27 protein-coding genes and 1 pseudogene are annotated in these 24,904 nt (G+C 74.1%); 20 read left to right on the top strand and 8 right to left on the bottom strand.

Annotation, left to right across the window (positions count from 1 at the left end):
• The first annotated feature begins 42 nt into the window (after window positions 1-42).
• Complete coding sequence (locus tag BLR33_RS02215) at window positions 43-426, top strand: GtrA family protein (protein ID WP_245771092.1); 384 nt, start codon at window positions 43-45, stop codon at window positions 424-426.
• 33 nt (window positions 427-459) lie between these two features.
• On the opposite strand, the gene BLR33_RS02210 is transcribed toward BLR33_RS02215, so the two are convergent.
• Entirely contained in the window at window positions 460-924 is a 465-nt protein-coding gene (locus BLR33_RS02210; RefSeq protein WP_093782488.1) for a YchJ family protein, read from the bottom strand.
• A gap of 210 nt (window positions 925-1,134) precedes the next feature.
• Between BLR33_RS02210 and BLR33_RS02205 the strand changes: the two genes are divergently transcribed.
• The 8 genes from BLR33_RS02205 to BLR33_RS02170 are packed head-to-tail and all read left to right on the top strand — an operon-like array spanning window position 1,135 to window position 6,092.
• Window positions 1,135-1,524 (top strand): hypothetical protein, encoded by a 390-nt coding sequence (locus BLR33_RS02205; protein WP_093782731.1) that lies wholly within the window; start codon window positions 1,135-1,137, stop codon window positions 1,522-1,524.
• Window positions 1,521-2,138 (top strand): hypothetical protein, encoded by a 618-nt coding sequence (locus BLR33_RS02200; protein WP_093782487.1) that lies wholly within the window; start codon window positions 1,521-1,523, stop codon window positions 2,136-2,138. The genes BLR33_RS02205 and BLR33_RS02200 overlap by 4 nt, the downstream gene beginning before the upstream one ends.
• Window positions 2,135-2,455: a monovalent cation/H+ antiporter complex subunit F gene (locus tag BLR33_RS02195; RefSeq protein ID WP_245771091.1), complete on the top strand. Its 321-nt coding sequence runs from the start codon at window positions 2,135-2,137 to the stop codon at window positions 2,453-2,455. The genes BLR33_RS02200 and BLR33_RS02195 overlap by 4 nt, the downstream gene beginning before the upstream one ends.
• 1 nt (window position 2,456) lies before the next feature.
• Window positions 2,457-2,783 carry a cation:proton antiporter gene (locus tag BLR33_RS02190; RefSeq protein WP_093782486.1) on the top strand — a complete coding sequence of 109 codons (327 nt, stop codon included), beginning with the start codon at window positions 2,457-2,459 and terminating at the stop codon, window positions 2,781-2,783.
• Window positions 2,783-3,103: a Na(+)/H(+) antiporter subunit B gene (locus tag BLR33_RS02185; RefSeq protein ID WP_093782729.1), complete on the top strand. Its 321-nt coding sequence runs from the start codon at window positions 2,783-2,785 to the stop codon at window positions 3,101-3,103. The genes BLR33_RS02190 and BLR33_RS02185 overlap by 1 nt, the downstream gene beginning before the upstream one ends.
• On the top strand, window positions 3,100-3,882 hold the full coding sequence (locus BLR33_RS02180) for an MnhB domain-containing protein (RefSeq protein WP_093782485.1): 783 nt from the start codon (window positions 3,100-3,102) through the stop codon (window positions 3,880-3,882). The genes BLR33_RS02185 and BLR33_RS02180 overlap by 4 nt, the downstream gene beginning before the upstream one ends.
• Window positions 3,879-4,223, top strand: a complete 345-nt coding sequence (locus BLR33_RS02175; RefSeq protein ID WP_093782484.1) for a sodium:proton antiporter — start codon at window positions 3,879-3,881, stop codon at window positions 4,221-4,223. Before BLR33_RS02180 ends, BLR33_RS02175 begins: the two co-directional genes overlap by 4 nt.
• Before the next feature lie 9 nt (window positions 4,224-4,232).
• Entirely contained in the window at window positions 4,233-6,092 is a 1,860-nt protein-coding gene (locus tag BLR33_RS02170; RefSeq protein WP_176930077.1) for a complex I subunit 5 family protein, read from the top strand.
• 83 nt (window positions 6,093-6,175) lie between these two features.
• On the opposite strand, the gene BLR33_RS02165 is transcribed toward BLR33_RS02170, so the two are convergent.
• Together BLR33_RS02165 and BLR33_RS02160 are read right to left on the bottom strand one after the other, a co-directional pair.
• A complete protein-coding gene (locus BLR33_RS02165; protein WP_093782483.1) occupies window positions 6,176-6,832 on the bottom strand; it encodes an endonuclease in 657 nt (218 codons plus the stop codon).
• 150 nt (window positions 6,833-6,982) lie between these two features.
• On the bottom strand, window positions 6,983-8,527 hold the full coding sequence (locus tag BLR33_RS02160) for an ATP-dependent DNA ligase (protein WP_093782482.1): 1,545 nt from the start codon (window positions 8,525-8,527) through the stop codon (window positions 6,983-6,985).
• 87 nt (window positions 8,528-8,614) lie between these two features.
• Here BLR33_RS02160 and BLR33_RS02155 point away from each other — a divergent pair.
• Window positions 8,615-9,232, top strand: a pseudogene (locus BLR33_RS02155) (alpha-ketoglutarate-dependent dioxygenase AlkB); the annotation flags it as partial.
• 242 nt (window positions 9,233-9,474) lie between these two features.
• Here BLR33_RS02155 and BLR33_RS02150 read toward each other — a convergent pair.
• Window positions 9,475-11,004, bottom strand: a complete 1,530-nt coding sequence (locus BLR33_RS02150; RefSeq protein ID WP_407639622.1) for an MFS transporter — start codon at window positions 11,002-11,004, stop codon at window positions 9,475-9,477.
• Between the two features lie 160 nt (window positions 11,005-11,164).
• On the opposite strand from BLR33_RS02150, the gene BLR33_RS02145 reads away from it, so the two are divergent.
• The 4 genes from BLR33_RS02145 to BLR33_RS02130 all read left to right on the top strand — a co-directional run bounded on the left by BLR33_RS02145 (window position 11,165) and on the right by BLR33_RS02130 (window position 14,126).
• Window positions 11,165-12,298: a carboxylate-amine ligase gene (locus BLR33_RS02145; protein ID WP_093782481.1), complete on the top strand. Its 1,134-nt coding sequence runs from the start codon at window positions 11,165-11,167 to the stop codon at window positions 12,296-12,298.
• Window positions 12,295-12,792: a DUF6328 family protein gene (locus tag BLR33_RS02140; RefSeq protein ID WP_093782480.1), complete on the top strand. Its 498-nt coding sequence runs from the start codon at window positions 12,295-12,297 to the stop codon at window positions 12,790-12,792. Before BLR33_RS02145 ends, BLR33_RS02140 begins: the two co-directional genes overlap by 4 nt.
• 153 nt (window positions 12,793-12,945) lie before the next feature.
• Entirely contained in the window at window positions 12,946-13,479 is a 534-nt protein-coding gene (locus tag BLR33_RS02135) for a DUF5709 domain-containing protein (protein ID WP_245771089.1), read from the top strand.
• Between the two features lie 104 nt (window positions 13,480-13,583).
• Window positions 13,584-14,126 carry a hypothetical protein gene (locus BLR33_RS02130; RefSeq protein ID WP_093782479.1) on the top strand — a complete coding sequence of 181 codons (543 nt, stop codon included), beginning with the start codon at window positions 13,584-13,586 and terminating at the stop codon, window positions 14,124-14,126.
• Between the two features lie 63 nt (window positions 14,127-14,189).
• Here the strand turns inward: BLR33_RS02130 and BLR33_RS02125 are convergent, their stop codons facing one another.
• The gene (locus BLR33_RS02125) at window positions 14,190-15,011 is read right to left on the bottom strand and encodes an SDR family NAD(P)-dependent oxidoreductase (RefSeq protein ID WP_093782478.1); all 822 of its coding nucleotides are present in this window, start codon (window positions 15,009-15,011) and stop codon (window positions 14,190-14,192) included.
• A gap of 3 nt (window positions 15,012-15,014) precedes the next feature.
• A complete protein-coding gene (locus tag BLR33_RS02120) occupies window positions 15,015-15,608 on the bottom strand; it encodes a TetR/AcrR family transcriptional regulator (RefSeq protein WP_093782477.1) in 594 nt (197 codons plus the stop codon).
• A gap of 264 nt (window positions 15,609-15,872) precedes the next feature.
• Between BLR33_RS02120 and BLR33_RS02115 the strand changes: the two genes are divergently transcribed.
• The gene (locus BLR33_RS02115; RefSeq protein WP_093782476.1) at window positions 15,873-16,466 is read left to right on the top strand and encodes a 3'-5' exonuclease; all 594 of its coding nucleotides are present in this window, start codon (window positions 15,873-15,875) and stop codon (window positions 16,464-16,466) included.
• A 219-nt stretch (window positions 16,467-16,685) separates the two neighbouring features.
• On the opposite strand, the gene BLR33_RS02110 is transcribed toward BLR33_RS02115, so the two are convergent.
• Window positions 16,686-17,201, bottom strand: coding sequence for a hypothetical protein (locus BLR33_RS02110; protein ID WP_143031607.1), 516 nt, complete (start codon window positions 17,199-17,201; stop codon window positions 16,686-16,688).
• 250 nt (window positions 17,202-17,451) lie between these two features.
• On the opposite strand from BLR33_RS02110, the gene BLR33_RS02105 reads away from it, so the two are divergent.
• The 4 genes from BLR33_RS02105 to BLR33_RS02090 all read left to right on the top strand — a co-directional run bounded on the left by BLR33_RS02105 (window position 17,452) and on the right by BLR33_RS02090 (window position 22,250).
• The gene (locus BLR33_RS02105; RefSeq protein WP_093782474.1) at window positions 17,452-18,342 is read left to right on the top strand and encodes a TIGR03619 family F420-dependent LLM class oxidoreductase; all 891 of its coding nucleotides are present in this window, start codon (window positions 17,452-17,454) and stop codon (window positions 18,340-18,342) included.
• A 130-nt stretch (window positions 18,343-18,472) separates the two neighbouring features.
• Window positions 18,473-19,621 carry a phosphotransferase gene (locus tag BLR33_RS02100; RefSeq protein ID WP_093782473.1) on the top strand — a complete coding sequence of 383 codons (1,149 nt, stop codon included), beginning with the start codon at window positions 18,473-18,475 and terminating at the stop codon, window positions 19,619-19,621.
• 441 nt (window positions 19,622-20,062) lie between these two features.
• Entirely contained in the window at window positions 20,063-21,199 is a 1,137-nt protein-coding gene (locus BLR33_RS02095) for a GH12 family glycosyl hydrolase domain-containing protein (RefSeq protein ID WP_322987084.1), read from the top strand.
• Between the two features lie 283 nt (window positions 21,200-21,482).
• Complete coding sequence (locus BLR33_RS02090; protein ID WP_093782472.1) at window positions 21,483-22,250, top strand: methyltransferase domain-containing protein; 768 nt, start codon at window positions 21,483-21,485, stop codon at window positions 22,248-22,250.
• Between the two features lie 22 nt (window positions 22,251-22,272).
• On the opposite strand, the gene BLR33_RS02085 is transcribed toward BLR33_RS02090, so the two are convergent.
• Window positions 22,273-22,980 (bottom strand): TetR/AcrR family transcriptional regulator, encoded by a 708-nt coding sequence (locus BLR33_RS02085; RefSeq protein WP_093782471.1) that lies wholly within the window; start codon window positions 22,978-22,980, stop codon window positions 22,273-22,275.
• A 106-nt stretch (window positions 22,981-23,086) separates the two neighbouring features.
• Between BLR33_RS02085 and BLR33_RS02080 the strand changes: the two genes are divergently transcribed.
• On the top strand, window positions 23,087-24,520 hold the full coding sequence (locus tag BLR33_RS02080; RefSeq protein ID WP_093782470.1) for an MFS transporter: 1,434 nt from the start codon (window positions 23,087-23,089) through the stop codon (window positions 24,518-24,520).
• Window positions 24,521-24,904 lie beyond the last annotated feature (384 nt).

The raw sequence follows: 24,904 nt of genomic DNA, 5'->3' as shown, positions 1-24,904 counted from the left end.
TCGCGCACCGGCCCGCCGCGGCGGCCTTCTCGCGAACTGGTCGTGTTCCTGGCGATCGGCGCGGCGGGGCTGCTCGTGCAGCCGGCGCTCTACTGGCTGCTGCGCGCCTGGTGGCCCACTGCCGCGGCGAACCTGGTCTCACTGCTGGCGACGACGCTGCTCAACACCGAGGCCAACCGGCGGCTGGCCTTCCGCCGCTCACCGGCGCACCCCGCCCGGGCGCACCTGGTGGCAGGCGTGCTCTTCCTCGGCGGCTACCTGGTGAACGAAGCCGCCACCGAAGGGTGGCGGCACCTGAACCCCTCCTGCGGCAGGCTCTCCGAGACCCTGGTGGAGGCAGCCGCGTCGTGCCTTTTCACCGCGGTCCGCTTCACCGTCCTGCGGCGCACGGTCTTCCACAGCCCCGCCGCTCGGCCACCGCGCTGAGCTTTCGTCACCGCTTCAGCAGCGCCGGGGCGCTCAGGAGATCGCGTCCACGTAGAGCCAGGAGCCCTGCACGCGGACGAAGCGGCTGTCCTCGCGCTGGACACCGCGCTCTCCGCCGATCTCGTAGTGCGCCGCGAAGGAGACCGTGCCCTGCGTGTGGAAGGCGGTGCCGTCCGTCGTGGCGAGGATGTCGAGGCCGGTCCAGCGCAGGCGGGGGTCGAAGTCGACGGCGGGCGGGCGGGTTCCGGGGGCCCAGGTGCGCAGCAGGTAGGCCGCGTCCCGGACGGCGAAAGCGCTGTAGCGCGACCGCATGAGCCGCTCGGCGGTGGGCGCCGCCGAACGCCCGGCGTGGAGGGCGCCGCAGCACTCGCCGTAGGCGGCGGGCAGCCCGCACGGGCAGGGGGCGCCGGGTGCGAGCGGCGCGGGAGTCGTGACAGTTGCGTGGGCGGAGACCCCGGCGGAGGCGCGGGCGGCGGGGCGGGACGTGCGTTTGGCCATGCACCGATTGTGGCGGGTTCCCGCAGACCACCCGAACAGCCCGCCCCCGAACGGCGCAATGCCGGGTTTTGGCCGCCGCTCAGCGGAAATGCGCTGATCATGGCCCGCCGGTACGGCGGACCGGCCGGGCCGGGCCCAGCCGGGCGGTCCGCAGCGCCCGGCGCCGACCCGGCCGCCCCCCCCGAGCAGCACCGCGAGAGGAACGTCACCGTGAGCACCGCGCAAGAGCACCCCGCCGGACCCGTGGACCCCGCCGCGCAGGTCACGGTCGTTCTCGACGGCTGCGGGACGGACGACGCCCGCACCGTACTGGAGGCGCTGCAGGCGAGCTTCCCCTCCGACCGGGACACCGCCGACCGCCCCGCAGAGGTGGAGGAGGGCCGCCCCAGCGTCTGGACGGCGACCTTCGACGTCTCGCGCACCCTGGGCCTGCCCGGGCCCGCCCATCTGTCGCAGCCGGTGACGGCCACCGTCCAGGGCGGGTACCGGGCGGTGGACCGCATCCGCGAAGGGCTCGCCGAGGCGTTCGCCGTCCGCGTGGTCGGCACCGCCTCGGGCGACCAAGAGCAGGAGGCGCAGTTCCGCCTGGAGTCCCGGTGAGCACCGAGGACCGGCAGGAGGACGAGGGTGGCGGCAGAGGCGGGCACGCCCCCGCCGCCGGGCGCCGCCGCTCCGAAGCACTCGCCACCGCGGTCACCATGGCCGCCTGGGGCGGGCTGCTGCTCCTGCTCTACGTCATCCTCATCTCCACGGTGACCGGTCTGGAGGTCGCGGTCGGTGCGGGCTTCGCGCTGCTGGGCGCGGTCGCCGCCGAGGCGCTGCGCCGCGCCGAGCACCCCCGCGCGCACGGCAGCCGCCGGCTGGCCGCCGCGACCGCGGCCTTCCCCCTGACGCTGCTGGCCGAGACCGGTCAGCTCACGGTCGCCGTCGCGCAGGCGATACGCGGCCGGGCCGCACCCGGCCGCAGGCTCGTCGTACGCCTCGAACCCCAGGTGGACACCGCCCTGGCCTCGGCCCTGCTGTCGGCGTCCCCGGGCGCTTGCGTGCTGGACGTGGCCGGGGTGCCGCGGCTGGGCGGCTTCGCGGACGATCCGCCCGAGCGGGACCCCGGAAGCACCCCCGAGGGCGGCCGCGGCGGCGACCTCGTGGTCCACGTACTCGCCGGGCCGCCCTCGCGGGTCGAGCGGGCCCTGGGCGCGCGGCGGCCGGCGTGAACGGGTGGCTGCTGGCCGCGTGCGTGCTGCTGCCGCTCGGCATGGGGCCGTGCCTGTGGCGGGCCTGCCGCGGCGAGCCCGCCGAGCGGCTGGCCGGGATGGGCCTGTCCGGAGTGGTCGCCACCGCCGTCCTGCTGGTCGCCGCCCGCGGCCTGCACCGCCCGGCCGCGTACACCGACGTCGCCCTCGTCCTGGCCGTCCTCGCGCCCGCGGGCACGCTGGTCTTTGCCCGCTGCCTGGCCGGCGGCGAGCACCCCGGCACCGGCGCCGCCGACCGGCGCGCGCCGAGCGGCCCCCAGCCCTCGGGACGGCGTTGACATGGACGCACGGCACGTGTGCGCGCTGGCCCTGCTCACGGCGGGCTGTGCGGCCTTGTTACTGGCAGCGGCGGCCCTCCTGTTGCTGCCGACCCCCTACGCCCGGCTGCACGCCCTCTCCCCGGCGAGCAGCCTCGGCGTGCCGCTCATCTGCCTCGCCCTCGCGCTGGACGCCGGAGCCGGCCGCCAGGCGGTGAAGCTGCTGTTCGTCGGCGCCCTCACCGCGCTCAGCGGCCCCGCCCTGACCGTCGTGATCGGCCGCACCATGCTGCGCGCCGAGGAAGCCGGGGGCGACGCCGCCGACGTACCCGAGGAGCCGCCCGCGTGATCACCTCTCCCGGAGCCGTCGACTTCCTCGTCGTGGCCGCGCTCGTGCTGGTCACCGCCGCGGCCACCGTCGCCGTGCTCACCCGCGACCCGGTGCGGCAGTCGGTGGTGCTCGCCGTGCTCGGGGTGTGCCTGGCGCTGCTCTTCGTCGCCGTGCAGGCGCCGGACGTGGCGCTGTCCCAGCTCGCCGTGGGCAGCGCCGTCACCCCGCTGCTGATCCTGCTGACCGTGCGCAAGGTGCGCCGCGGCCCCAGCGACGGCGCTCAGCAGGGCACCCCGTCGCGCGAGGACCGCAAGAGCGCACCGGGAGAGCAGGGATGAACCGCCGGGCCCGCACCGCGATGTTCCTGGCCGCCGCGGGGGTCACCGGCGGCTTCCTCGTCGCCGCCTTCACGCAGCTGCCGCCCTTCGGCACCAAGGACCACCCCTACGGCACCAGGGCCGTGGCCGCCTCCCTCCAGCACCGCACCGCCAACGCCGTCTCGGCCGTCAACTTCGACCAGCGCGCCCTGGACACCCTCGGTGAGGAGTTCATCCTCTTCGGCGCCGTCCTCGGCGCGGTCGCCCTGCTGCGCCGGGCCCGCGACGAGGACCGCGCCGCGCCGCAGCCCGGCGGCGTCCTGCCCTCCACCCGCCTCTTCGGCGCCTGCCTGCTGCCCGTCACCGTCCTCGTCGGGGCCTACGTGGTGGCGCACGGCCAACTCAGCCCCGGTGGCGGCTTCCAGGGCGGCGTCGTGCTCGCCACCGCCCTGCACCTGGCCTACGTCGCCGCCGACTACCGGGTGCTGCGCCGGGTCCGGCCGCTGGCGGTGTTCGCCGCCCTGGACGCGGTGGGCGCCGGCGCCTACAGCCTGCTGGGCCTGGCCGGGCTGTGCGCCTCGGCGGCCTACCTGCAGAACGTCCTGCCGCTGGGCACCTTCAACGACCTCGCCTCCGGCGGCCTGGTGCCGCTGCTCAACGCCGCGGTGGGCGTCGAGGTCGCCTCCGGTGTCATCGTCCTCATCGCGCAGTTCCTCGACCAGGCCGTGGACATCGCCTCCCCGCACCGCCCCGAAGGCGGCCCGAAGGCGCCCGACTCGACCGGGGAGGACGGCCGATGAGCATCCTGCCCTTCCTCGCCGCCGGCTGGATCCTCCTGGCCGGCATCTACGGCATGGTGACCAGCCGCAACCTCGTGCACGCCGTGGGCTGCCTGGCCGTCGCCCAGTCCTCGACGTACGTGCTGCTCCTCGGTGTCGGCTTCCGCCGCGGCGGCACCGCGCCCGTCTTCTCCGACATCCCCACCCGCACCCCTGTCGTCGACCCCGTCGTGCAGGCCCTGGTGCTCACCGACATCGTCGTCGGCACCACGGTGACCGCGCTGCTGCTGAGCCTGGTGATCCAGATCCGCAAGCGGACCGGCACGGTGGACCCCGAGGACCTCACCGAGCTGAGGGGCTGACCACCGCCCGTGCCGTCCACCGCGGACCTGCTGCCGCTGCCCGTCGCCGTGCCACTGGCCGGCGCCGCCGTCCTCGTCCTGGCCGGGCGGCTCCTGCCGCGTACCGCGACGGACATCCTCGCCACCGCCTGGGCGGCCCTGGAGACGGCGCTGCTGTGCCTGCTGTGGGCGCGGGCCGGCGACGGGCGGGTGGTGTCCTGGGCCGGCGGCTGGACGATCCACGACGGGCACAGCGTCGGCATCGTCCTGGTCGGCGACCGGCTCGGCATCGGGCTCGCGCTGCTGGTCTCCGTGCTGGTCGCGGCCGTCCTGGTCTACTCCTGGCGGTACTTCGAGGAACCGCCCGCCGGACACGGCGGCACCTTCCCCGCGCTGCTGCTCCTCTTCGAGGCCGGCATGTGCGGATTCGCCCTCACCGGCGACCTGTTCGATGCCTTCGTCTTCTTCGAGCTGATGGGCGTGGTCGCCTACGCCCTGACCGGCTACCGCATCGAGGACCCAAGGCCGCTGCACGGCGCCCTGACCTTCGGCGTCGTCAACTCCCTGGCCGCCTACTGCTCGCTGCTCGGCATCGGCCTGCTCTACGCCCGCACCGGCGAGCTCGGCATGGCGCAGACCGGGGCCGCGCTCGCCGGGCACCGCACCGACGCGCTCGTCGTGACCGCCTTCGTCCTGGTGATGGCGAGCATGCTGGTCAAGTCCGCGGCCGTGCCCTTCCACTTCTGGCTGCCCGATGCCCACGCGGTCGCGCCCACCCCGGTGTGCATGCTGATGTCCGGCGTCATGGTCGAGCTCGGCGTCTACGGCACCCTGCGGATCTACCTGACGGTCTTCGCCGGGCCGGGCGGCGTGCCCGCGGCGGCCTTCACGCACACCCTCGCCGTGCTGGGCGCGCTGACCGCGCTGACCGGCGCCGTCATGTGCTGGCAGCAGCGCCACCTCAAGCGGCTGCTGGCGTTCTCCACGATCGGCCACGTCGGCCTGTGGCTGCTCGGCCTGAGCCTGCTGCGCCCCCAGGACACCGCGGGCGCCGCCCTCTACATCACCGGCCACGCCGGGGTGAAGGCCGCGCTGTTCGGCCTCACCGGCGTGCTGCTCGACCGGCACGGCTCGGTGGACGAGTACGGACTGTTCGGCCGCGGACGCGACTCCCGGGCGGCAGGCGCCCTCTTCGTGGCCGGCGGACTCGCCCTGGCCGGGCTGCCGCCCTTCGGCACCGCCCTCGGCAAGGCAGTCGCCGAGCACGCGGCCGCTGAACGGGCCGGCTGGCTGCCCGCGCTCTACGTCCTGGTGTCCGCGCTGACCGGCGGCGCGGTCCTGCGGGCGGCGCTGCGGGTCTTCTACGGCGCGGGCGTCGTACCCGAACCCAGCCACAGCGATGTCGAGACCAGCGGCGACGCCGAGGAGCCCGAGGTGCGTGACCCGCAGCGCCCGGTGCCGCGCACGATGACGGCGGTGCCCGCGCTGCTGCTGCTCGGGGCGCTCGCGGTGGGCGTGTGGCCCGGCGTCGGCAGGGCGCTGGGCTCGGCCGCCCGCACCTTCGGCGACCACGCCGGCTACCTCGCCGACGTCCAGGGGACCGCCGCGCCCGCCCTGACCACCGCGCTGCCGAGCACCGACTGGACGCTCACCGGGGTGCTGCTCGGGGTGCTCTCGACCGCGCTGGCCGCGGTGCTGGCCGCGTGCGCAGTCTGGCGGCCCGACCGCCGCTTCGCTGCCGCCCGCGGCGCGCGCACCCTGGCCGCCTGGGGCGACCGCCGCCTCGTCCTGCCGCTGCGCCGCCTGCACTCGGGACTGCTGGGCGACTACGTCACCTGGCTCACCGTCGGCCTGGCCGCGCTGCTGATCGCCCTGGCGGCGCAGACGTAAGGGCCGGCGCCCATAGGCGCCGACCCTTACCTCGCGGCCGGCGCCCATGGACGCCGACACTCACCTCGCGATCACCCCGCGGCTCAATGGGCCGCGGCCTCCTGCACGTCCTCCGCCACGCCCTTGTCCAGCGCCACACGTACCAGGGCCGCGGCGAGGACGGCGGTGTCGGTGTCGCCGGCCAGGCGCAGCAGCGGGCCGGGGGAGTCGGGCAGGCCCAGCCGCTCGGCGCCCTGGAGGGCCTTGCCGTCCAGGTAGGGCGCCACGTCCGGCCACACGGACTGCACCTCGCGCAGGAAGATGCTCGCGCCGCCCGGGCCCATGCCGGGGAACTCCTGGAGCAGTTCGCTCAGGGCGCCGGTGTCGCCGGCGGCCCGCTCGTGCAGCCGGCGCAGGTCGCCGCCGTACTCCTGGTCCACCTGCTCGGCGACCTCGCCGAGCTGGGTCGCGGTCCGCTCGTCGTAGCGCCGGTAGCCGCCGCGGCCGAGGGCGTCCACCCGCTGCTGCCAGGTGGCCCGCGCCATCCGCTTCGGGTCGCGCATCCCGGCCTCGCTCAGCTCCTTGGCCGCCGCCACGGCCACGCCCGCCCGGATGCGGGCGCTGAGCAGCAGGGACAGGACGAGCAGTTGGTAGAGGGGCTGCGGGGTGTCCTTGAGCCGGATGCCTGCCTCGTCGGCATAGGTGCGGCCGCAGGTGTCGATCAGGGTGCCGAGGACGTCCTGCCGGGTGGTGGTGGCCATCGCGTCTCGCCTCCTTGGGTGCGGGATGGTCGCTGTCGGGGAAGCGGGGCCCGCCGCGGCCCTTCGGCTACCCGGGCGGCGGAGCCCCAACCGGCTGCCCCGCCGCCGGTCCCTGCCGCAGCCCGTACGGCCCACCAGTGGGGTGCGGGCTCACCGGGTCGCGGTGTGGGCGGCCCGGACGGTCTCCACCGTGTCGGCCTCGGCGGGCGTCTTGTCGTCGCGGTAGCGCAGGACGCGGGCGAAGCGCAGGGTCAGGCCCGCCGGGTAGCGGGGCGAGGTCTGCACGCCGTCATAGGCGACCTCCACGACGAGTTCGGGCCGCACGGTGACCACGTGGCCGTCGTCGCGCACGGCCCGGGCGAGCAGCTGCTCGGTCTGCCAGTCCAGCAGCGCGTCGGTCAGGCCCTTGAAGGTCTTGCCGAGCATCACGAAGGAGCCGTCCTCGGCCCGGGCGCCCAGGTGGAGGTTGGAGAGCTTGCCGGTGCGCCGCCCGTGGCCCCACTCGACGGCGAGCACCACCAAGTCCAGGGTGTGCACGGGCTTGACCTTGATCCAGGACGCGCCGCGCCGCCCGGCCGCGTAGGTGCCGTCGACGCCCTTGACGACGACGCCCTCGTGGCCGCGGGCGAGGGTGGCGGCGAAGAAGTCCTCCGCCAGGCGCAGCTCGTCGGCGTCCTCCGGGTGGGCGACCGGCTGCATCCGCACCCGTTGGGCGACGGGCACCAGCTGCTCCAGGGCCGCGTGCCGCTCGGCGTAGGGGAGGTCGAGCAGGTCGCGGCCCTCCAGCGCCAGCACGTCGAAGAAGACCGGGGCCACCGGCAGCGCGGCGGCCGCCGTCGCCACGTCCACCCGGGAGCCGACCCGGCCCGCGGTCTCCTGGAAGGGCCGCGGCCGCCCCTCGGCGTCCAGCGCCAGCACCTCGCCGTCCAGGACGAACTGTTCGGCGTCCAGGCCGGCCGCTGCCGCCACGACCTCGGGCAGCCGCTCGGTCACGTCGTCCAGGGTGCGGGTGAACACCGTGACCCGGCCGTCCTCGCGGTGCACCTGCACCCGGATGCCGTCGAGCTTCTCCTCCACAGCGCACGGGCCGAGCCGGGCGAGCGCCTCGGTCACCGACTTCGCCGAGGCTGCGAGCATCGGGAACAGCGGCCGCCCCACGGTGAGGCGGAACTGCGCGAGAGCCCGCGGCCCGTCCGCGAGCAGCGCCTGCGCCACCGGCTCCAGGGCCCCGGAGAGCATCACGGCCCGGCGCACCCCCGCGGGATCGGCGCCCGTGGCCGCGGCCAGGCCCTCCACGGCGGCCGCGTCGAGTGCGCCCTGGCGGACCTCGCCGGTGAGCAGGCCCAGCAGGTACTCCTGCTCGGCCGCGGTCGCCGCGCCGAACAGGTCCTGCAGCAGCGCCCGCCGCCCGGCCTGCGCGCCCTGCCCGGACACCTCGCCGACCGCGGTGAGGGCCGCGTCCACCCCGCGCACGGTCAGCGAGGGCTGCGCGGCCGGCGCCGCCCGGTCCCGCAGCGCGGCCCAGCCGACGCCGAGCCGCCCCTGCGGCAGCCGCCCGGCCAGGTACGCGATGGCGATGGGCGCGTCGTCGGGTTCGGCGGCGCGGAAGAAGTCCGCGAGCAGCTGCGTCTTGCGCGAGCGCGAGGAGGTCCCGGCGACCTCCCGCGACACCCGGGCGACATCGGCGAAGAGCATGCCCCCATCGTCCGCCGCCGGGCCGCCGGGCGCGCCCGCAGCCGAATTCATTCGAATGGGTGTACGAAAAAGGAGTAGGGTGGGGCCATGCACCACCAGCAAGGCTCTCTCTTCGCGGCCGGCGATCCCGGCCTGTCCGAGCTGGCAGGGGCCCGGCGCACCCCGCTGGCCCACGGCGCGTGGATCGACACCCTCCCGGGCTGGCTCGGCGGTGCCGACGACCTGTTCGAACGCCTGGCCGCCGATGTCCCCTGGCGCGCCGAGCGCCGCCGTATGTACGACAACGTGGTGGCCGTCCCACGCCTCCTGTGCCACTACGCGGCGGGCGAACAGCTGCCGGACCCGCTGCTCCAGCGCGCCCGCGACGCACTCAACGCCCACTACGCCGAGGAGCTGGGCGAGGAGTTCACCACCGCGGGCCTGTGCTACTACCGCGACGGGCGCGACAGCGTCGCCTGGCACGGCGACCGGTTCGGGCGCGGCGCGGCACGCGACACCATGGTGGCGATCGTCTCCCTGGGCGAGCCGCGCCCGCTGCTGCTGCGCCCGCGCGAGGGCGGCGGCAGGACGCTGCGGGTGCCCCTCGGCCATGGCGACCTGATCGTCATGGGCGGCTCCTGCCAGCGCACCTGGGACCACGCGATCCCGAAGACCCGGGCGGACGTGGGCGGCCGCATCAGCGTCCAGTACCGCCCCCGCGGGGTGAGCTTAGATCCTCCGGCTCCGCGGGCGCCCGGCCGCACTGCGCTGCGGTGCCGGCGGCCTGCTGTGCTCCGTCGCCGGGCGCCGCACGGAAGCAGGCTGCGCCTGACGGCTGCCCGCGGGCGCGGCGAGGGGCGGCTCGGGTCGGCTTGCGGGTGCCACGAGGGGTGGACCCGGGTCAGCACGCGGGTGCGACGAGGGGCGGCCCCGGGTCAGCTCATGGGTTCTACGAAGGGCGGCCCGGGTCAGCTCGCGTCCGCATCACCGTTGCGGCCGCCCAGGATGTCGATCAGGGCGACCGCCAGGGCGAGGGCGGCCAGGCCCGTGGAGGTGAGCACGCCGAGCTGGAAGCCACCGGGCCAGTCGGCGCCTCGGCTGTTCACCTTGGAGAAGAACACCGAGCCCACCGCGGCGATCCCCGCCGCCGAGCCGATCCGCTGCGCCGTCTGCAGCACCCCGCCGGCACTGCCCGCGCGGGCGACCGGCACCTCGCTGAGGGTCAGCGTCTGGTTCGGCGAGATCACCAGGCCGCTGCCCAGCCCCGCCAGCAGCAGCGGCGCGGCCGTCGCCCAGCCCACCGTCCTCCCGGTGTCCAGGTGCACCGCCAGCGCGGTGCCCAGCAGCCCCACGATCACCATGCCCAGGCCGAAGGCGACCAGCGGCCGCCCGAAGCGGTTCACGATCCGCCCGCCCACGGCGGCCGCACCCCCCGAGCCCAGGGCGAACGGCATCACCGAAAGGCCCGCCTCCAGCGCCGAGTAGTGCAGCCCGTTCTGCAGGTAGAGCGTCAGGATGAAGAAGATCGCGGTGAAGCCGGCGAAGTAGAGCAGCGACAGCAGCACCCCCAGGCCGTAGGAGCGCTGCCGGAACAGGCCCAGGTCGACCAGCGGTTCGCCGCCGCGCCGCGCGTGCCGCCGCTCCCAGCCGACGAAGACGGCCAGCACGAGCAGGGCGAGCGGCACCAGCAGCCATTTGAGCGGACTGCTCCACTGCTCCTCCTGCACGAACGGCAGCAGCAGCACCACCGTGCCCGCGCCCAGCAGCAGCACCCCGCCCGGGTCCAGGTCGCCCTTGCGCCGCTCGCGGCCCTCCGCACCGCCCTCCTTCTTCGGCGGCCCCGGCAGCAGCCGGTGCGCCAGCGGCAGCACCGCCAGGCCGATCGGCAGGTTGACGTAGAACACCCACCGCCAGCCTTCGTGCGCGCCGAACGCCTCGATGAGCAGCCCGCCCAGCAGCGGGCCGACCGCGGTGGACACCCCGATCGTCGCGCCCAGCAGCCCGAACGCCCGCCCCCGCTCGGCCCCTTGGAACATCTGCTGGATGAACCCCGACACCTGCGGCACCAGGATCCCGCCGGCCACGCCCTGCAGCAGCCGCGCCCCCACCAGCCAGCCCTCGTTCTGGGCCGCGCCGGCCAGCGCGCTGGTCGCCGTGAAGAGCGCGAGCCCGGTCAGGAACACCGCCCGCCTGCTGTGCACGTCCCCGGTCCGCCCGGCCGGCACCAGCACCAGGCCGAAGGTGAGCGCATAGCCCGACAGCACCCACTGCAGACCGCTCTGCGAGGCATCGATGCCCGTCTTGATCGAAGGCAGCGCCACATTGACGATGCTGATGTCCAGCAGCGTCATGAAGCTCGCCGTCAGGCACACCGCGAGGGCCGGCCACCGCCGGTCGCCCCTGGCCCCGTCCCGCTCCGCCCGCTTCTGCGCCACGTCCGCCCGCTCCACCGCACCACCGTCCTGTCCGCCGGCCCGGCGCTCGCCCGGGCCACGCATGTCGCACGTACCCCGTCCCGGCCGCCTGAACATGGCGGCCCGCGGCGGAAGGCCCGGAAAGGGGCGCGCATGGGGCCGGACGGCGGGTGGCTGTACGGCGGCCGGGCGGGCGCCGCACTCGGGCGGCGGTGGCCGGCGCGATCCGGGGTAGGCCACCTTCATGAGATCCCCGGGCCCCACTTTCGGCGTCGAAGAGGAGTACCTGCTGCTCGACGCGGACACCGGGCTGCCCGCACCGCGCGCCCGCGCCGTGCAGGCGGCCGCCGACCCCGAGCCCGCGCTCGGCGACGAACTCGACACCGAACTCCTGCAGGCGCAGGTCGAGGTGGCCACCCCCGTGTGCGGCCGGCTCGACGAGGCCGTGGCCCACCTGGAGCGGCTGCGCGGCGCCGTCGCCCGGGCCGCCGCCCGCGTCGGCTGCCGCGTCGCGGCCACCGGCGGCGCCCCGCTGTCCACCGGCCTGGCCATGCCCGTCACCCCCCAGCCGCGCTACCTGGAGATGCGCGCGGACGCCGCCCGGCTGGTGGACGAGCAGCTGATCAACGGCATGCACGTCCACATCGCCGTCCCCGATCGCGACGCCGGCGCCGCGGCGCTGGCGGCCATCCGCCCCTGGCTGCCCGTCGTGGTCGCCCTCGGCGGCAACTCGCCCTTCTGGGACGGCCGCGACACCGGCTTCGCCAGCTGGCGCACCGTCGTCTTCGGCCGCTGGCCGGTCAGCGGCTCCCCGCCGTACACGCCCGACGCCGACAGCTACGAGCAGCGCGCCGACGCCGTGCTGGCCACCGGCGTCATCCCCGACCGGCACCAGCTCTACTGGCACGCCCGTCTGTCCGAGAGCTACCCCACCCTGGAGGTACGCGCCCCCGACGTGCAGCTCGACGCCGAGAGCGCCGTCACCCTGGCGGGCCTGTGCCGCGCCCTGGTGGCCACCGCGCTCGCCGACGGCGACCGGCGCCCGCCGAACCCGCCCGCCGACGTCATGCAGGCAGCGAGCTGGCACGCGGCCCGCCACGGCGTCGCCGGCGACCTGGTCGACCCCCGCACCGGCAAGCCCGCCAAGGCCGCCGAGGTGGCCGAGGCGCTGCTGGAGCACGTGGCGCCCGCGCTCGCCGAGACGGGCGACACCGAACGCGTCACCGGCGGCGTGGACCGCATGCTGCACGGCGGCACCGGCGCCGAACGGCAGCGGCAGGCAGCCGGCGAGGGCGGGGTGTCCGGACTGGTGGACCTGATCTCCTTCGGCGGACCGTCCCGGTTGGGCGGAGGCGAGAACGACGAGGTCCAGCGGTGAGCGGGCCCGAGACGGAAGGAGGCGGCCCCGGCCGCCAGGAGACGGCCGAGCAGCGGGCCGACCGCCGCTGGGCGGACCTGCTCCAGGAGCTGCGCGTCGCCCAGACGGGCGTACAGATCCTCTTCGGTTTCCTGCTCACCGTCGTCTTCCAGCCCCGCTTCGCCCAGCTGTCCGACACCGACCGGCACATCTACGTCGTCACGATCATGCTGGGCGCCGCCACGACCGGCGCCCTGGTGGGCCCGGCGGCCATGCACCGCATGCTCACCGGGCAGCGGCTGAAGCCGGAGACCGTCGTCTGGGCGTCGCGGCTGACTGTCGTCGGCCTGGTGCTGCTGCTGTGCACCATGGCGTCCTCCCTGCTGCTCGTCCTGCGCATCGCCGTCCACGACACGGTGGCGGCGTGGCTGGTGGCGGGCATGGTGGCGTGGTTCGCGCTGTGCTGGTTCGTCCTGCCGCTGTGGGCCCGGCACCGCAGCACGCACCGGTCCTGACCGGCGCCCGCGGCCGGGGAGCCGCTCCCGTTTCCGGTGCCTGCGCAGGGGTAGGCGTCGGCCGACAGGCGGCGAGGGCCGCGTCGTCGCACTGCCGCCTCCGGGGCCCCGGCGAGGCGGCCCGGACCGCAGCGAACGAGGTGAACACACGCCATGACACAGGACGCAGACCGCGGGGACGACGTCTACCAGCCGGACCCGGGCGACGACCGCGAGATCCGCGAGGACGCCGGCCCCCTGGAACCCGAGGACACCCTGGAGGACCGGGGCCTGGTGGACGTGCTCGACGAGGGCTACTCCCCGCCCGAGCGCCCGTTCGCCGTGGAGGACGTGGGCACCACCGACAGCGAGCAGCACACCGGCGAGTCGCTGGACTCGCGGCTGGCCCGCGAGCGCCCCGATACGCGGCCACCGGACGGCGACGGGCTCGGCGACGCCGCCGACACCGACGGCGAACTGCTCGACCCCGAAGCGGGGGATCTGCGCTCCGGCCGTCTGGTCGCCCCCGACGAGGGGGCGCACAGCCGCAGGGACGGCGTCAGCGGCGAGGACGTGGGGATCGACGGGGGCGCGGCCTCGGCCGAGGAGGCGGCCGTGCACGTCGTGCAGGACGCGGACCTGCCGGATATGCGGGACAGGTTCAGGGACGACCCCCGGGGCGGGGACGGGTTGGCGGACACCTGGTGAGCTGGGGGTGAGCAGGGGCTTTTGCCGGCTGCCCGCGAGGAGCGCGGGCAGCCGGTCCGTAGCACCGTAGGACGAGAGGCAAGAGCACAGAAGGAGTCGGTGGCATGAGCGGAGCGAGTGAGGGCCGCAGCGGCAGTGCGGTGAAGGCGCCCGGTCGGCGCGAGGGGCGCACCCGGCGGGGCTGGCGCCTGTGGGGCCGCAAGGACCGCGGCGGCAGCGACGCGGTGCCCACCGGGGTCGCGGCGAGCATGGTCACCTCCGGGGGCCTGCTGCTCGCGATGGTGGAGGACCTGCGGATGCGCGGCGACAGCGGGCCCGAGGACGTACGCCCGCTCGCCGACACCTTCGCACGCCACCTCGCGGCCAAGGAGGCCACGGTCCGCAAGGTGCTGGAGCGACGAGGTGAGTCCGTCGAGCTCGTCCGGCGCGACCGCCAGGAGGGTGAGCTGATCCAGGGCATCCTGGACCGCACGCTGATCGGCCGCCACCCCGAGGACACCCGGCTCCTGACGATCGACGGTGCCCTCGCCCAGATGTACCAGTACCTCTTCCACGAGCGGCGCGATCTGGTCCCGGCGCTGGAGCGGGCGGTGCCGGAGGACGAGAGCAGGACCCTGGCCTCGGCCTTCGAGGAGGCGAACCGCTGAGCCGAAGGGTTCCCGCAGGTCCTCACGCGTGGGCCTGCGGGCACTCTGCGTCCCGGTGGACGGCTACTTCGGGCGCTTGGTGAGTGCGGTGCTGAGGTCCCAGAGCCGCTGCTGGACGCTGCGGTCGTAGGCTTCGGCGGACGCCTTCGCGGGACGGGTGCGGTCGAAGAACTGCCCCGTGACGCCGTCGAGTTCGGGGGCGAGGACGAGGTGCAGGGTGGACCGCAGGCCGTCCTCGAGGGAGTCGATGCTGTAACCCACCGCGTCCAGCACCATCTTGGTCGGCATGAAGGTCGCCGGGTGCAGGCTGTTGACCGTGACCCGGTGCGGGTCGAGCTGCCGGGCGAGCACGAAGCCCGTGGTGATCATCGCCAGCTTGGACTGTCCGTAGGCACGCATGCCCGAATAGCCTTGCTCGAGAGTGGGGTCGGCGAAGTCGATCGGCGCCTGGCCGAGCGAGGCGACGTTGACGATACGGGCGGGGGCGCCGCGGTCGAGCAACGGCAGCAGCCGCCGGGTCAGCGCGAAGGCGGCGAGGTGGTTGACCGCGAAGCGCAACTCGTTGCCGTCGGGGGTGAGCCGGCGGTCGTCGCCGTCGGGTTCGCCGCCGCCCACACCGGCGTTGTTCACCAGCACCGAGAGGTGGCCGGTCGACTCGGCGATCTCATCGGCGAGTCGGTGCACCTGCGCGAGTTCGGCGAAGTCGGCGCGGACGGTGCGCACCGTGGCGGGCTCGTCGGCCAACTCGGCGGCCAGCCGGTCGAGTCGGTCCTGGCTGCGGCCGTGCAGGATGAGCGTCGTCCCCGGCCTGCGGGCCAGCGCGCTGCTGAGGGCGCGGCCGAGCCCGTCGGTCGCCCCGGTGATGAGGATGGTCGGAACGGGCATGGGTCACTCCTCGCCGGGCTGTTCGCTCAGCAGTCGTCGGACGGCGGTGATGTCGTCCTCCCCGAGCAGGCGCTCGGTGGCGAGGACGCGGTACCAGATCAGGCCGAACACCAGGTCGGCGGCGAGGGCGGCCGTCAGGTGGACGGGTTTGTCGCCGCGGGCGGCGGCCCGGGCGACGACGGTCTCGAAGGCGGCCCTGCGCCTGGTCAGGAAACCGTCCTGGAAACGGTGCCGGAAGTCGGTGTCGCGCTGGGCCTCGGCCATCAGTGAGCGGAGCACGGGCACCACTCCCGGGACGGCCAGCAGGGCGGCGGAGTCCCGCAGGAAGGCGTCCACCTCCGCCTCGAACGAGCCCTGGTCCGCGGTGGACACCGTGAGGTCGGCCTTGAGCGCCAGCGCTTCCAGCAGGACGTCCGCCTTGGTGGCCCACCAGCGGTAGACGGTCTGCTTCCCGGCCCCCGCCCGCTTGGCGACGCCCTCCACGGTCACACCGGCGAACCCGACCTCCAACGTGAGCTCATAGGCAGCGGCGAGGATCGCCAACCGCGTCTGCTCACTGCGCTTGCGCCCACGAGCGGGTGCGGGGTCTTCGGCCATGGGGCCACCCTAGCTCATTATCGAGACGCGGCGTCTAGAAATAGGGTGCCGTGCCGCGAAGGGTCACGTGCGGCTCGCGGCTGTCGGGGCTCGCCGTGGAGCATTGCCGCCCTGGGGGCGGGGACGGCCGGGCGAGGGCCCATGAGCTTATGGCCGGGCGTGGCGCCTATGGGTGGCCCTTGCCATCAGGTCGGTAGCCGTTCTGCGCCCTCGTCGTCATGAAAAGGAGGTGCCCGCCGCCACCGAGGTCAGTAGCGTCGGCGCATGGGTGACGACGGCCGTTTGCTGAACGTTGTCGATGTCGAGGCCACCTGCTGGGACGGGAGCCCGCCTGCAGGACAGTCGAGCGAGATCATCGAGATCGGCGTGACGGTAGTCGACATCGTCGCTCGCATGCGCGTCAGTCGGCACCGCATCCTCGTGCGCCCGGAGCGCTCTACGGTCAGCCCCTTCTGCTCGCAGCTGACCGGCCTCACGCAGACCGAAGTGGACTCCGGCATCAGCTTCGAGGAGGCATGCCGATCGCTGGCCGCGCTGCACGCCACGGGCAGACGTGCCTGGGCGAGTTGGGGGGACTACGACCGCAAGCAGTTCCTGCGCCAGTGCGAAGCCACCTCCGCCGACTACCCCTTCGGGCCGCGTCACATCAACGCGAAAGCGGTCTTCGCCACCGCCTTCGACCTACCGAGACCGGTGGGTATGGCCCGTGCCCTGGACATGGTCGGCCTGCCGCTGGAAGGCCGGCACCACCGAGGCGATGACGACGCCTGGAACATCGCCGCGCTCGTTCTCCACCTGGCCGAGCGAGGGAATTGGCCAGGATCCCCCGGCCGTCCCGCGCACCGCGCCCACCCCTGAGGCCCCGCCGCGAAGCGAAGTGCCCTTGTGCGAACGGCTCCCTTGAACGGGGAGCGCGGGGGAGCGGCCGTTGATGACGCTCGCTGGGGAGCATTGCTCGTCCTGTGGGCGGTGGCAGCCGGGCGGAGGGCCATGACGTATGGCCGGGCGCGGCGTGGCCCCTGCACCGGGAGGGCTTCCGGCCCGCGGTCCAGGCCGCCACCGGCACTTTGGGGTGCGTCAGGGTTCGGGGAAGCGGGAGGCGAGGTAAGTGCGGCGGGCGGCGATGACTTGGGCGAGGTCGGTGAGCGGCTCGAAGGACAGCTCGCCGAGGGGGCCGCGGCCGGAGCCCAGCAGGTGGAGCGAGCCGAGATCCACGCGCAGCAGCCACACACCGGAGGGGTGGCGGTGGAGCGACCCCGGGATCCCGGTCCCGTCGATGTCCACGTGGACGTCCTCGGGCGCTGTGGAATCGAGGTCGGCGGGATGGTCCGGGACATAGCTCTGGCCCGGGAGGTCCCGCCACGTTGTGACCTTGATGTGCGGCTCATCGGTGACCCACGAACCGTGAGCGAGGGTCAGCGACTGGAGCATCCCGTTCACGGTGTGGCTCTCGGCCAGCATGCAGGGCTCGATCCACGGCCTCCGCAGGCGGTAGACGGGCCGGCCGCTCGACCGGAACGACGCCCTCAGGTCTTCGTAGGACCGTTCCAGCAGGGCCCGCACCTGATCCTTGTTCGCGCCACGGCGATACATGTGCACAGGCTCCCACGTCGGGGGCTGCTGCGGAACGGGGCAGCTCGCCGCGCGTCAGGCCGCTCGTGAAGTGCCCCGGTCAGCTGGGCACTTCGTCCGGTTGCCGGTCGGTTGGGTAATGGCCGGTGTACTTAGTTTGCGCGCGGCGTCCTCAGCCCGTACGGTAACCACACAGGGCGGTGTACATAACGCCGTTCCCGCAGAACTCCCTGTCCGGCCCACTCGGTTGACGGATCACCGCGAGGACGTCATGAAGCTCGGTTTCACCCTGCCCATCATCGGGCCCGCCATCAGCAGCGCAGTCGGCCTGAGCGCGTTCTGCCGCGGGATCGAGGACCTCGGCTACGACACCCTGTGGATCGGCGACCGCCTGGTCCAGCCGGTCGACATGCACAGCACCTATCCGGGCAGAGAGCAGCCGTACCCGCCGCAGATGAAGCGCTACCTCGACCCGGTGCTGCTGTGGACCGTCGCCGCGACGGCGACCAGCCGGGTGCGGCTGAACTCCAGCACGCTCAGCACCTTCTACTGGGAACCGCCGCACCTGGCCCGGATGCTGACCACGCTCGACGTGCTCAGCGACGGCCGTCTCGAGGTCGGCGTGGGCCTCGGGTGGATGAAGGACGAGCACGACATCTCCCGCAGCGCGGACTGGCACCGGCGCGGGCGGATGCTCGACGACCTGCTGGCGTTCCTGCGTGAGTGGTGGACCTCCAATCCGGTGTCCTGGGACAGCGAGTTCTTCTCACTACCGCCGGTCCACGCCGACCTGCGCCCGGTGCAACCGGGCGGGCCACCCATCTGGATCGGCGGTGCCAGCGAAGCCGCGATGCGCCGGGTCGGCCGCAGCGCCACCGGCTGGCTCGGGGTCGATTTTCTGCCGGACGAGGTCGCCGGCCGACTGTGGACGCTCGCGCGCCAGGCGGCGCAGGATGCCGGCCGCGACCCCGACGCGCTGAAGAAGGCCATACGTATCAACCTCGAACCGGGCACCACCGCCGACGCGCTGGCCAGCAAGCTCCGGCGCCTGGCCGAGTCCGGTGCGGACGAGGCGTTCGTGGACGCCTACGCACCGTTCCCCACCCTTGACCAGACGCTCGACTTCGCCGGCCAAGTGATCGCCCGCACCGGCCGGTTGTGACCGCCAACCGCCGGACGACAGAAGGTGTCCGACGCCAGGCTGCAGGGGTGGGCGCGTCACGGGACTGTGCCGGCCGCGATATGACCGGACACCGCAGCGCCGGGACGAGCGACGGTCGTACACTGCGCTGATGTCCGCCGCCGGAGCGAGCCCCCAGCGCGCCACCGTCGAAGCACTGCTGACGGATCTCCATTCCTCGCCCCTCACGATCGACACCTGGGCGCGCCTGGAACCCTGGGCCGTCGCGCGTGTGACGTTCGGCGGGGCGATCGCTCCCCGGAGCGTGATCGTCAAATGGGTGCGGAGCCATCCGGGTGGAGCCCGCGCCGAACCCTGGCGATTGCGTACCGAGGTGGCCGCACTCCGGTTCCTCTCCGACGACCTCGGTCTGGACCTCGCCCCCCGGGTTCTCGCCGCCGACCTCCCCGGGGGGCTCATGGTCCTGGAAGACCTTGCGCCCCGCACTGCCCTGGACCACCTGCTCCGCCGTGACGGCGCCGCAACCCACGTCGGACGGTTGGCCGTCTTTGCCCACACCCTCGGCCGACTCGGCGCCGCGACCGCCGGCCACGCCGGCATCCACCGCGCACGACGGATCTCCCTCGGACCGATCGACCTGCCGACCGACCGTGGGAGCCGCCTCGTCCGGCACTGGGACGAGGCACGTGGACACGCCGCAGCCCTGGGCGCACCCATCACCGGACAAGCCGAGGCCGAACTCGGTGCCGCTCTGGCCGAGTTGAGCGATCCCGGACCGTTCCTGGCCCTCAGCAACGGTGACGCGGAGACCAACAACGTCCTCCTGCACGAGTCCGGTCCCGCCGACGCCCGCCTCATCGACTTCGAGTCCGCCGGCTACACCCACGCCCTTGTCGACGCCGTCTGCCTGCATGTCCCCGGCCCGGCATGGATGACCGTGGGCGATCCCGTCGCCACCGGTCTTGCCGACCACTACCGCCGCGCCCTGACCGACGGCGTGCCCGAGGCCGAGGACGACCGGCGGTACGGATTCGGCCTGTCGGCGGCCTGCATCTCCTGGGCGATCGTTCGTCTGCAACGGTTCGCCGTGCTCGACACCCGCGAACCCGGCGACGACAGCAGAGCCCAGCTCGTCGAGACGCTGGAGGCCGCGGCTCGCACCGCCACGGCCCATCGCGCCTTCCCCCACCTCACCGGCTGGACCCTTCGCACAGCCGACCTGCTGCGCCGTCGCTGGCCCGACGCGGACCTGGACTTCACCGACACAGCCGCATTTCCGCCCTACACGGCGCGTCGTTGACTGATGAGTGCCCAAAGAGAGGTGCACCACCTGGAACGCGGCCGCACGTGCTTTCGCCGGCATCCCTCACCCCTCCGGCGTCGGCGACCGCAGCGCCATCAGCTCCACCGCAGAGCGGCACCATGGGCGTGAAGTTCGGGCACCGCGCGGCTCGAAAGGGGCACCCCTGCGGCGGGCGGCGCGTCTTCATGAGGTGGGTGCCCAGGGGGCCGGGAGTCCCTGGAGAAGGCCCGGCCCGTTCGACAGCTTTACGCCCGCGGCCCGGCGCGGGCGGGCCCACCACCCGCCCCGTACAAAAGACTTCACCTCTTGAACGGCGCCACCCGTCTTGACGGCGGCGCGGCCGACTGGCTTGATGTGAGGCAACACCCTTATGGGAGCGCTCCCATAAGGGAAGTGGCACCCCGCCAACCCCCCACGTCAGGTGAAGGGACCACCGCAGTGACACGCTTCATCCGCCCCAAGCGCGCGCCGCGCCCCCGGCTGCGGCGGCTGCTCGCCGCCCTCGCCGTCGCCGCGGTCGCCGCCGTCCTCCTGCCGCTTGGCGCCGCGCAGTCCGCAAGCGCGGCGACCAGCACGTGCGACCCGCAGGGCACCATCACGGCCGGCGACTACACGATCCAGGCGAACGAGTGGAACTCCACCCTCCAGCAGTGCATTGGCTATTCCGGCGGCACCGCCTGGTCCGTGGACACCGCGAACTTCAACCTCGGCACCAACGGCGCCCCCGCCACGTACCCCTCGATCTTCAAGGGCTGCCACTGGGGCGACTGCACCCCGAACAGCGGCCTGCCGATTCAGGTGAGCCGGCTCGGCAGCGCCACCTCCTCCTGGAGCACCGTCCAGCCGGCCTCCGGCGCGTACGACGTCGCCTACGACCTGTGGATCAACTCCACCCCCACCACCAAGGGCCAGCCCGACGGCACCGAGATCATGATCTGGCTCAACAGCCGCGGCGGGGTACAGCCGTTCGGCGCCAAGACGGGCACGTCCTCGGCGGCCGGGCACAGTTGGGACGTGTGGACCGGGCAGCAGACCTCGTGGAAGATCATCTCCTACGTCCTGCAGGGCGGCGGCACCTCGTTCTCGAACCTCGACGTGAAGGCGCTGATCGACGACGCCGTCAGCCGCGGCTCGGTGAACCCCTCGCACTACCTGATCGACGCCGAGGCCGGGTTCGAGATCTGGCAGGGCGGGCAGGGCCTGGCCACGAACAGCTTCTCCTTCGCCGCGAGCACCGGCGGCAGCACCCCGCCCGGCGGCGGTACCCCGCCCGCGGGGAACGGCTGCACCGCCGCGTACAAGGTGAGCAACGACTGGGGGAGCGGCTTCACCGCCGACGTCACGGTGACCGCGGGCAGCGCGGCGATCCACGGCTGGACGGTCACCTGGAGCTACGGTGGTGGCCAGCAGGTCACCAACGCCTGGAATGCCGGCGTGCACCAGTCCGGATCCGCCGTCACCGCGACCGACGCGGGCTACAACGGCTCGCTGGGCGCGGGCGGGAGTACGAGCTTCGGCGTCCAGGGCACGGGTTCCGGCGGCTCCGCCCCCGCACTCACCTGCACCGCGCGGTGAGCAACGCCCTGCGGGGAAGACGGAGTTGAGCAAGCGCACCACCAACACGACGAGTTGACCGACCGCTGATCAACCGCAGCCTCGCAGACGGGAGTTCGTGCCGTCGCGAGCCATCGGACCGCTGAGAGCGCCGGCCCGGCCGACGGGGGACGTCCCCGCCCGCCGGGCTCGCGTGCGTCCGGGGCCGGGCATCCCGCCTGCGTCCCGGTCCGGGTACGAGGCGCGTGCCGCGGGGGCGGAAATGCGGTTGCCGGGCCCCGCGCGGACTGGCGATGCTGGGCCGATGGGGCGATCATTCGACGATCTGGTGGCAGAGGCCGACGCCGTGTCCGTGGCCGGCTGGGACTTCTCCTGGCTGGACGGGCGGGCGAGCGAGGAGCGTCCGCCGTGGGGCTACCAGCGGCTGCTGGGGGAGCGGCTCGGCGGGGTCGCGGCCGCGCTGGACGTCCAGACCGGCGGCGGCGAGGTGCTGGCCGGTGTGCCGGCCTTCCCCGCGCTGATGGCCGCCACCGAGTCCTGGCCGCCGAACGTGGCCAAGGCGACGGCGCTGCTGCACCCGCGCGGCGCCGTCGTCGTCGCCGATCCCGACGAGCCGCCGCTCCCGTTCGGGGACGCGGCCTTCGACCTGGTCAGCAGCCGGCACCCGGTCACCGTGTGGTGGCAGGAGATCGCCCGGGTGCTGCGGCCGGGCGGCAGCTACCTCGCCCAGCACGTCGGCCCGGCGAGCGCGGTGGAGGTGGTCGAGTTCTTCCTCGGCCCGCAGCCCGGCGCCCAACGCAGCGGCAGGCACCCGGACGTCGCCCGCAAGGGCGCGGCGGACGCGGGCCTGGAGGTGGTGGACCTGCGCACGGCGCGGCTGCGCATGGAGTTCCACGACGTGGGCGCGATGGTGTACTTCCTGCGCAAGGTGATCTGGATGGTGCCGGACTTCAGCGTGGTCCGCTACCGCGACCGGCTGCGCGATCTGCACGAACTCATCGAACGCCAGGGCCCGTTCGTCGCCCACTCCACCCGCTACCTGATCGGGGCCCGCAAGCCCGCGGTGAGTTGACGACCCGTCTACAGCCGCGGCATCACGGCGGCTCCGGCGCGTAGTACGCGAGGAACATGTCGACGCCCGTGGTGGTGAGCCGTTCGGCCAGCGCGTCGTCCAACTCCGTGCCGTACGCGCTGAAGACCAGGTGCGGGAAGACCAGCAGCGCGTACAGCTGCAGCACCGCGACCTCGGGGTCGGGGATGGTGAGCCGTCCGGTGGCGGCGAGTTCGGCCAGTGCGCCGCTGGCCGCGGGGTGGTGCAGCTGGGGCCCCGACTCGCGCCAGACGGCGTGGAGTTCGGGGACGCGGTGGGCCTCGCGGGCGACGAGGTTGCGCAGGGCGAGCACGTCGGGGTCCGAGCGGATCCGCCGCACCCAGGCCCGGGCGGCATCCGTGATCGCCGTCCGCAGATCGTCCCCCTCGGCGAGGCCGTCCACTGCGCCGACCAGGGTGTCGCCCAGCGGCGCGTCCATCGCGTCCTTGACCACCTCGACGAAGAGCGCCTGCTTGCTGCCGAAGTGGTTGTAGACGGTCACCTTCGACACGCCCGCCTCGGCCGCGATCTGGTCCACGCTGACATCGAAGCCGTCGCGCAGGAACAGGGCGCGCGCGGCGGTGATGATCGCCTCGCGCTTGCGCTCGGCCCGCGCCCCCGCGGGCCCACGCCTGGCAGTGGCGCCCGCCGCGTCCCCCGCGTCGCCCACGTGCTCGGCCGGGTGCCCGTGCTCCCTCGCGTTCGTGCCCATGATCAGCAGTCTAGTCCCGCACCTGAACTGAACTGTTGAGTTCATGTGCGTCTACCTGTACTGTGCCGTACAGTACAGATAAGGCCTCCTGGGGGGAGGAACCGCCATGACCCAGCCCACTCTCGGCGCCGACCACGCGCCCCCACCCACGACCGGCACAACAGCAGACCGGCGGCGCTGGACTGCCCTCGCCCTGATCTGCCTCGCCCAGTTCATGCTCGTGCTCGACGTGACGGTCGTGAACGTCGCGCTGCCCGACATCGCCGCCGACCTGCACCTTCACCGCACCGCCCTGACCTGGGTCGTCACCGCGTACACCCTGTGCTTTGCCGGGCTGATGCTTCTCGGCGGACGGCTCGCCGACGCCCTGGGCGCCCGCCGCACCTTCACCGCCGGGCTCGTCCTCTTCACCGCGGCCTCGCTCGCCGCAGGTACGGCCGGCAGCGCCACCGCGCTGCTCGCCGCCCGCGCGGCCCAGGGCACCGGCGCCGCCCTGCTCTCCCCGGCCGCGCTCTCCCTGGTCACCACCACCTTCCACGGCCCGGAGCGGACCAGGGCGCTGGGCGTGTGGGCGGGCATCGGCGGCGCGGGCTCGGCCGCCGGCGTCCTCGTCGGCGGCGCCCTGACCAGCGGCCCCGGCTGGAGCTGGATCTTCTACGTCAACGTGCCCGTCGGCGTCCTGGTGCTGGCCGTCCTGCCCGCCGTCGTCCCCGCCCGGCCGTCGCGCCCGGCCCGGCTCGACGTACCCGGCGCCCTCCTGGCCACCGCAGGGACCGGAGCACTCGTGTACGGCCTGGTCGGCGCGGGTGACGCGGGCTGGGGCGCCGCCCGTACGTTGCTGCCGCTCGCGGCGGCCGCAGTGCTGTACGCCGCCTTCGCCGCCGTCGAACGGCGCAGCTCCGCGCCCCTGATGGACGTCGGCATGCTCGCCCGGCGGCCGGTCCTTGCCGGCGCATTCCTGATGCTCGTCGCCACAGCGCTGCTGGTCTCCGCCTTCTTCCTCGGCTCGGTCTACCTGCAGCACGTACGCGGCTACGGCCCGCTCGGCACCGGGCTCGCCTTCCTGCCGGTGGCCGTCACCACCGCGGCCGGCGCGCATCTGGCGAGCCGCCTGCTCGGCACTCTGGGCGCGCGGCCGGTCGCCGCCGGCGGCATGGCCCTGGCCGCGCTCGGCCTGGCGCCGCTGGCCGGGCTCGGCGGCGGCACGCCCGTCTGGCCGCTGGTCGTGCCCGCGCTCGCGGTGGCCGGGCTGGGCGTGGGCGCGGTCTTCGTCACGGCGGTCAGCACCGCGCTCGCGCTGACCCGGCAGGAGGAGGCGGGGCTCGCCTCGGGCGTGGTGAACACCTTCCACGAGGTCGGCGGGTCGATCGGGGTCGCCGTGCTGTCCACGGTGGCCGCGAGCGGGATCGAGCACGGCACCCCGGGCGGCTTCGCCACCGCCTTCACCGTGGCCGCCTGCGCGGCCGGCGCCGCCGCGGCTGTCTCGCTCGCACTGGTCCCGCGGGTCCGCCCGCAACCGACAGGCCCCCACGCGCACTGAGTACAGGTGAGCGGTAGGGAGCGGCAGCGAGGAACACCGAGCGGCGCAGCCCCCGTACCGAGCAGCACCGATTCAAGCGGCCGCGGTTCCTCCGGAGGGGGGTGGAACCGCGGTGGCGGGCCGACCCAAGGAGGCCGACCCGCCGACGGCACCCCGCGTGCCCGGAGGAAGCAGCCGGGCATGCGGGCCTGCCGAGTCCCACGAGGCCCGGCGAAAACCGGACCTGGGACACCGGCTTGAGGAGAGCCGTGCTCCGACTGGCCGGGTGGCAGCGGTCTTTGGGCGCAGGTCCACCGGACGCAGAGGGCACGTCGGGTGCGAATCCCTCACGGTCCGCGGTACCCGAACCCCGCAAGGGCCGAACAGCCGGTCGGAGCCGCCCTG

Origin of the sequence: Actinacidiphila guanduensis, from assembly GCF_900103985.1 — a bacterium.
Classification (GTDB): Bacteria; Actinomycetota; Actinomycetes; order Streptomycetales; family Streptomycetaceae; genus Actinacidiphila; species Actinacidiphila guanduensis.
This window is presented reverse-complemented; position numbering and strand designations above follow the sequence as displayed.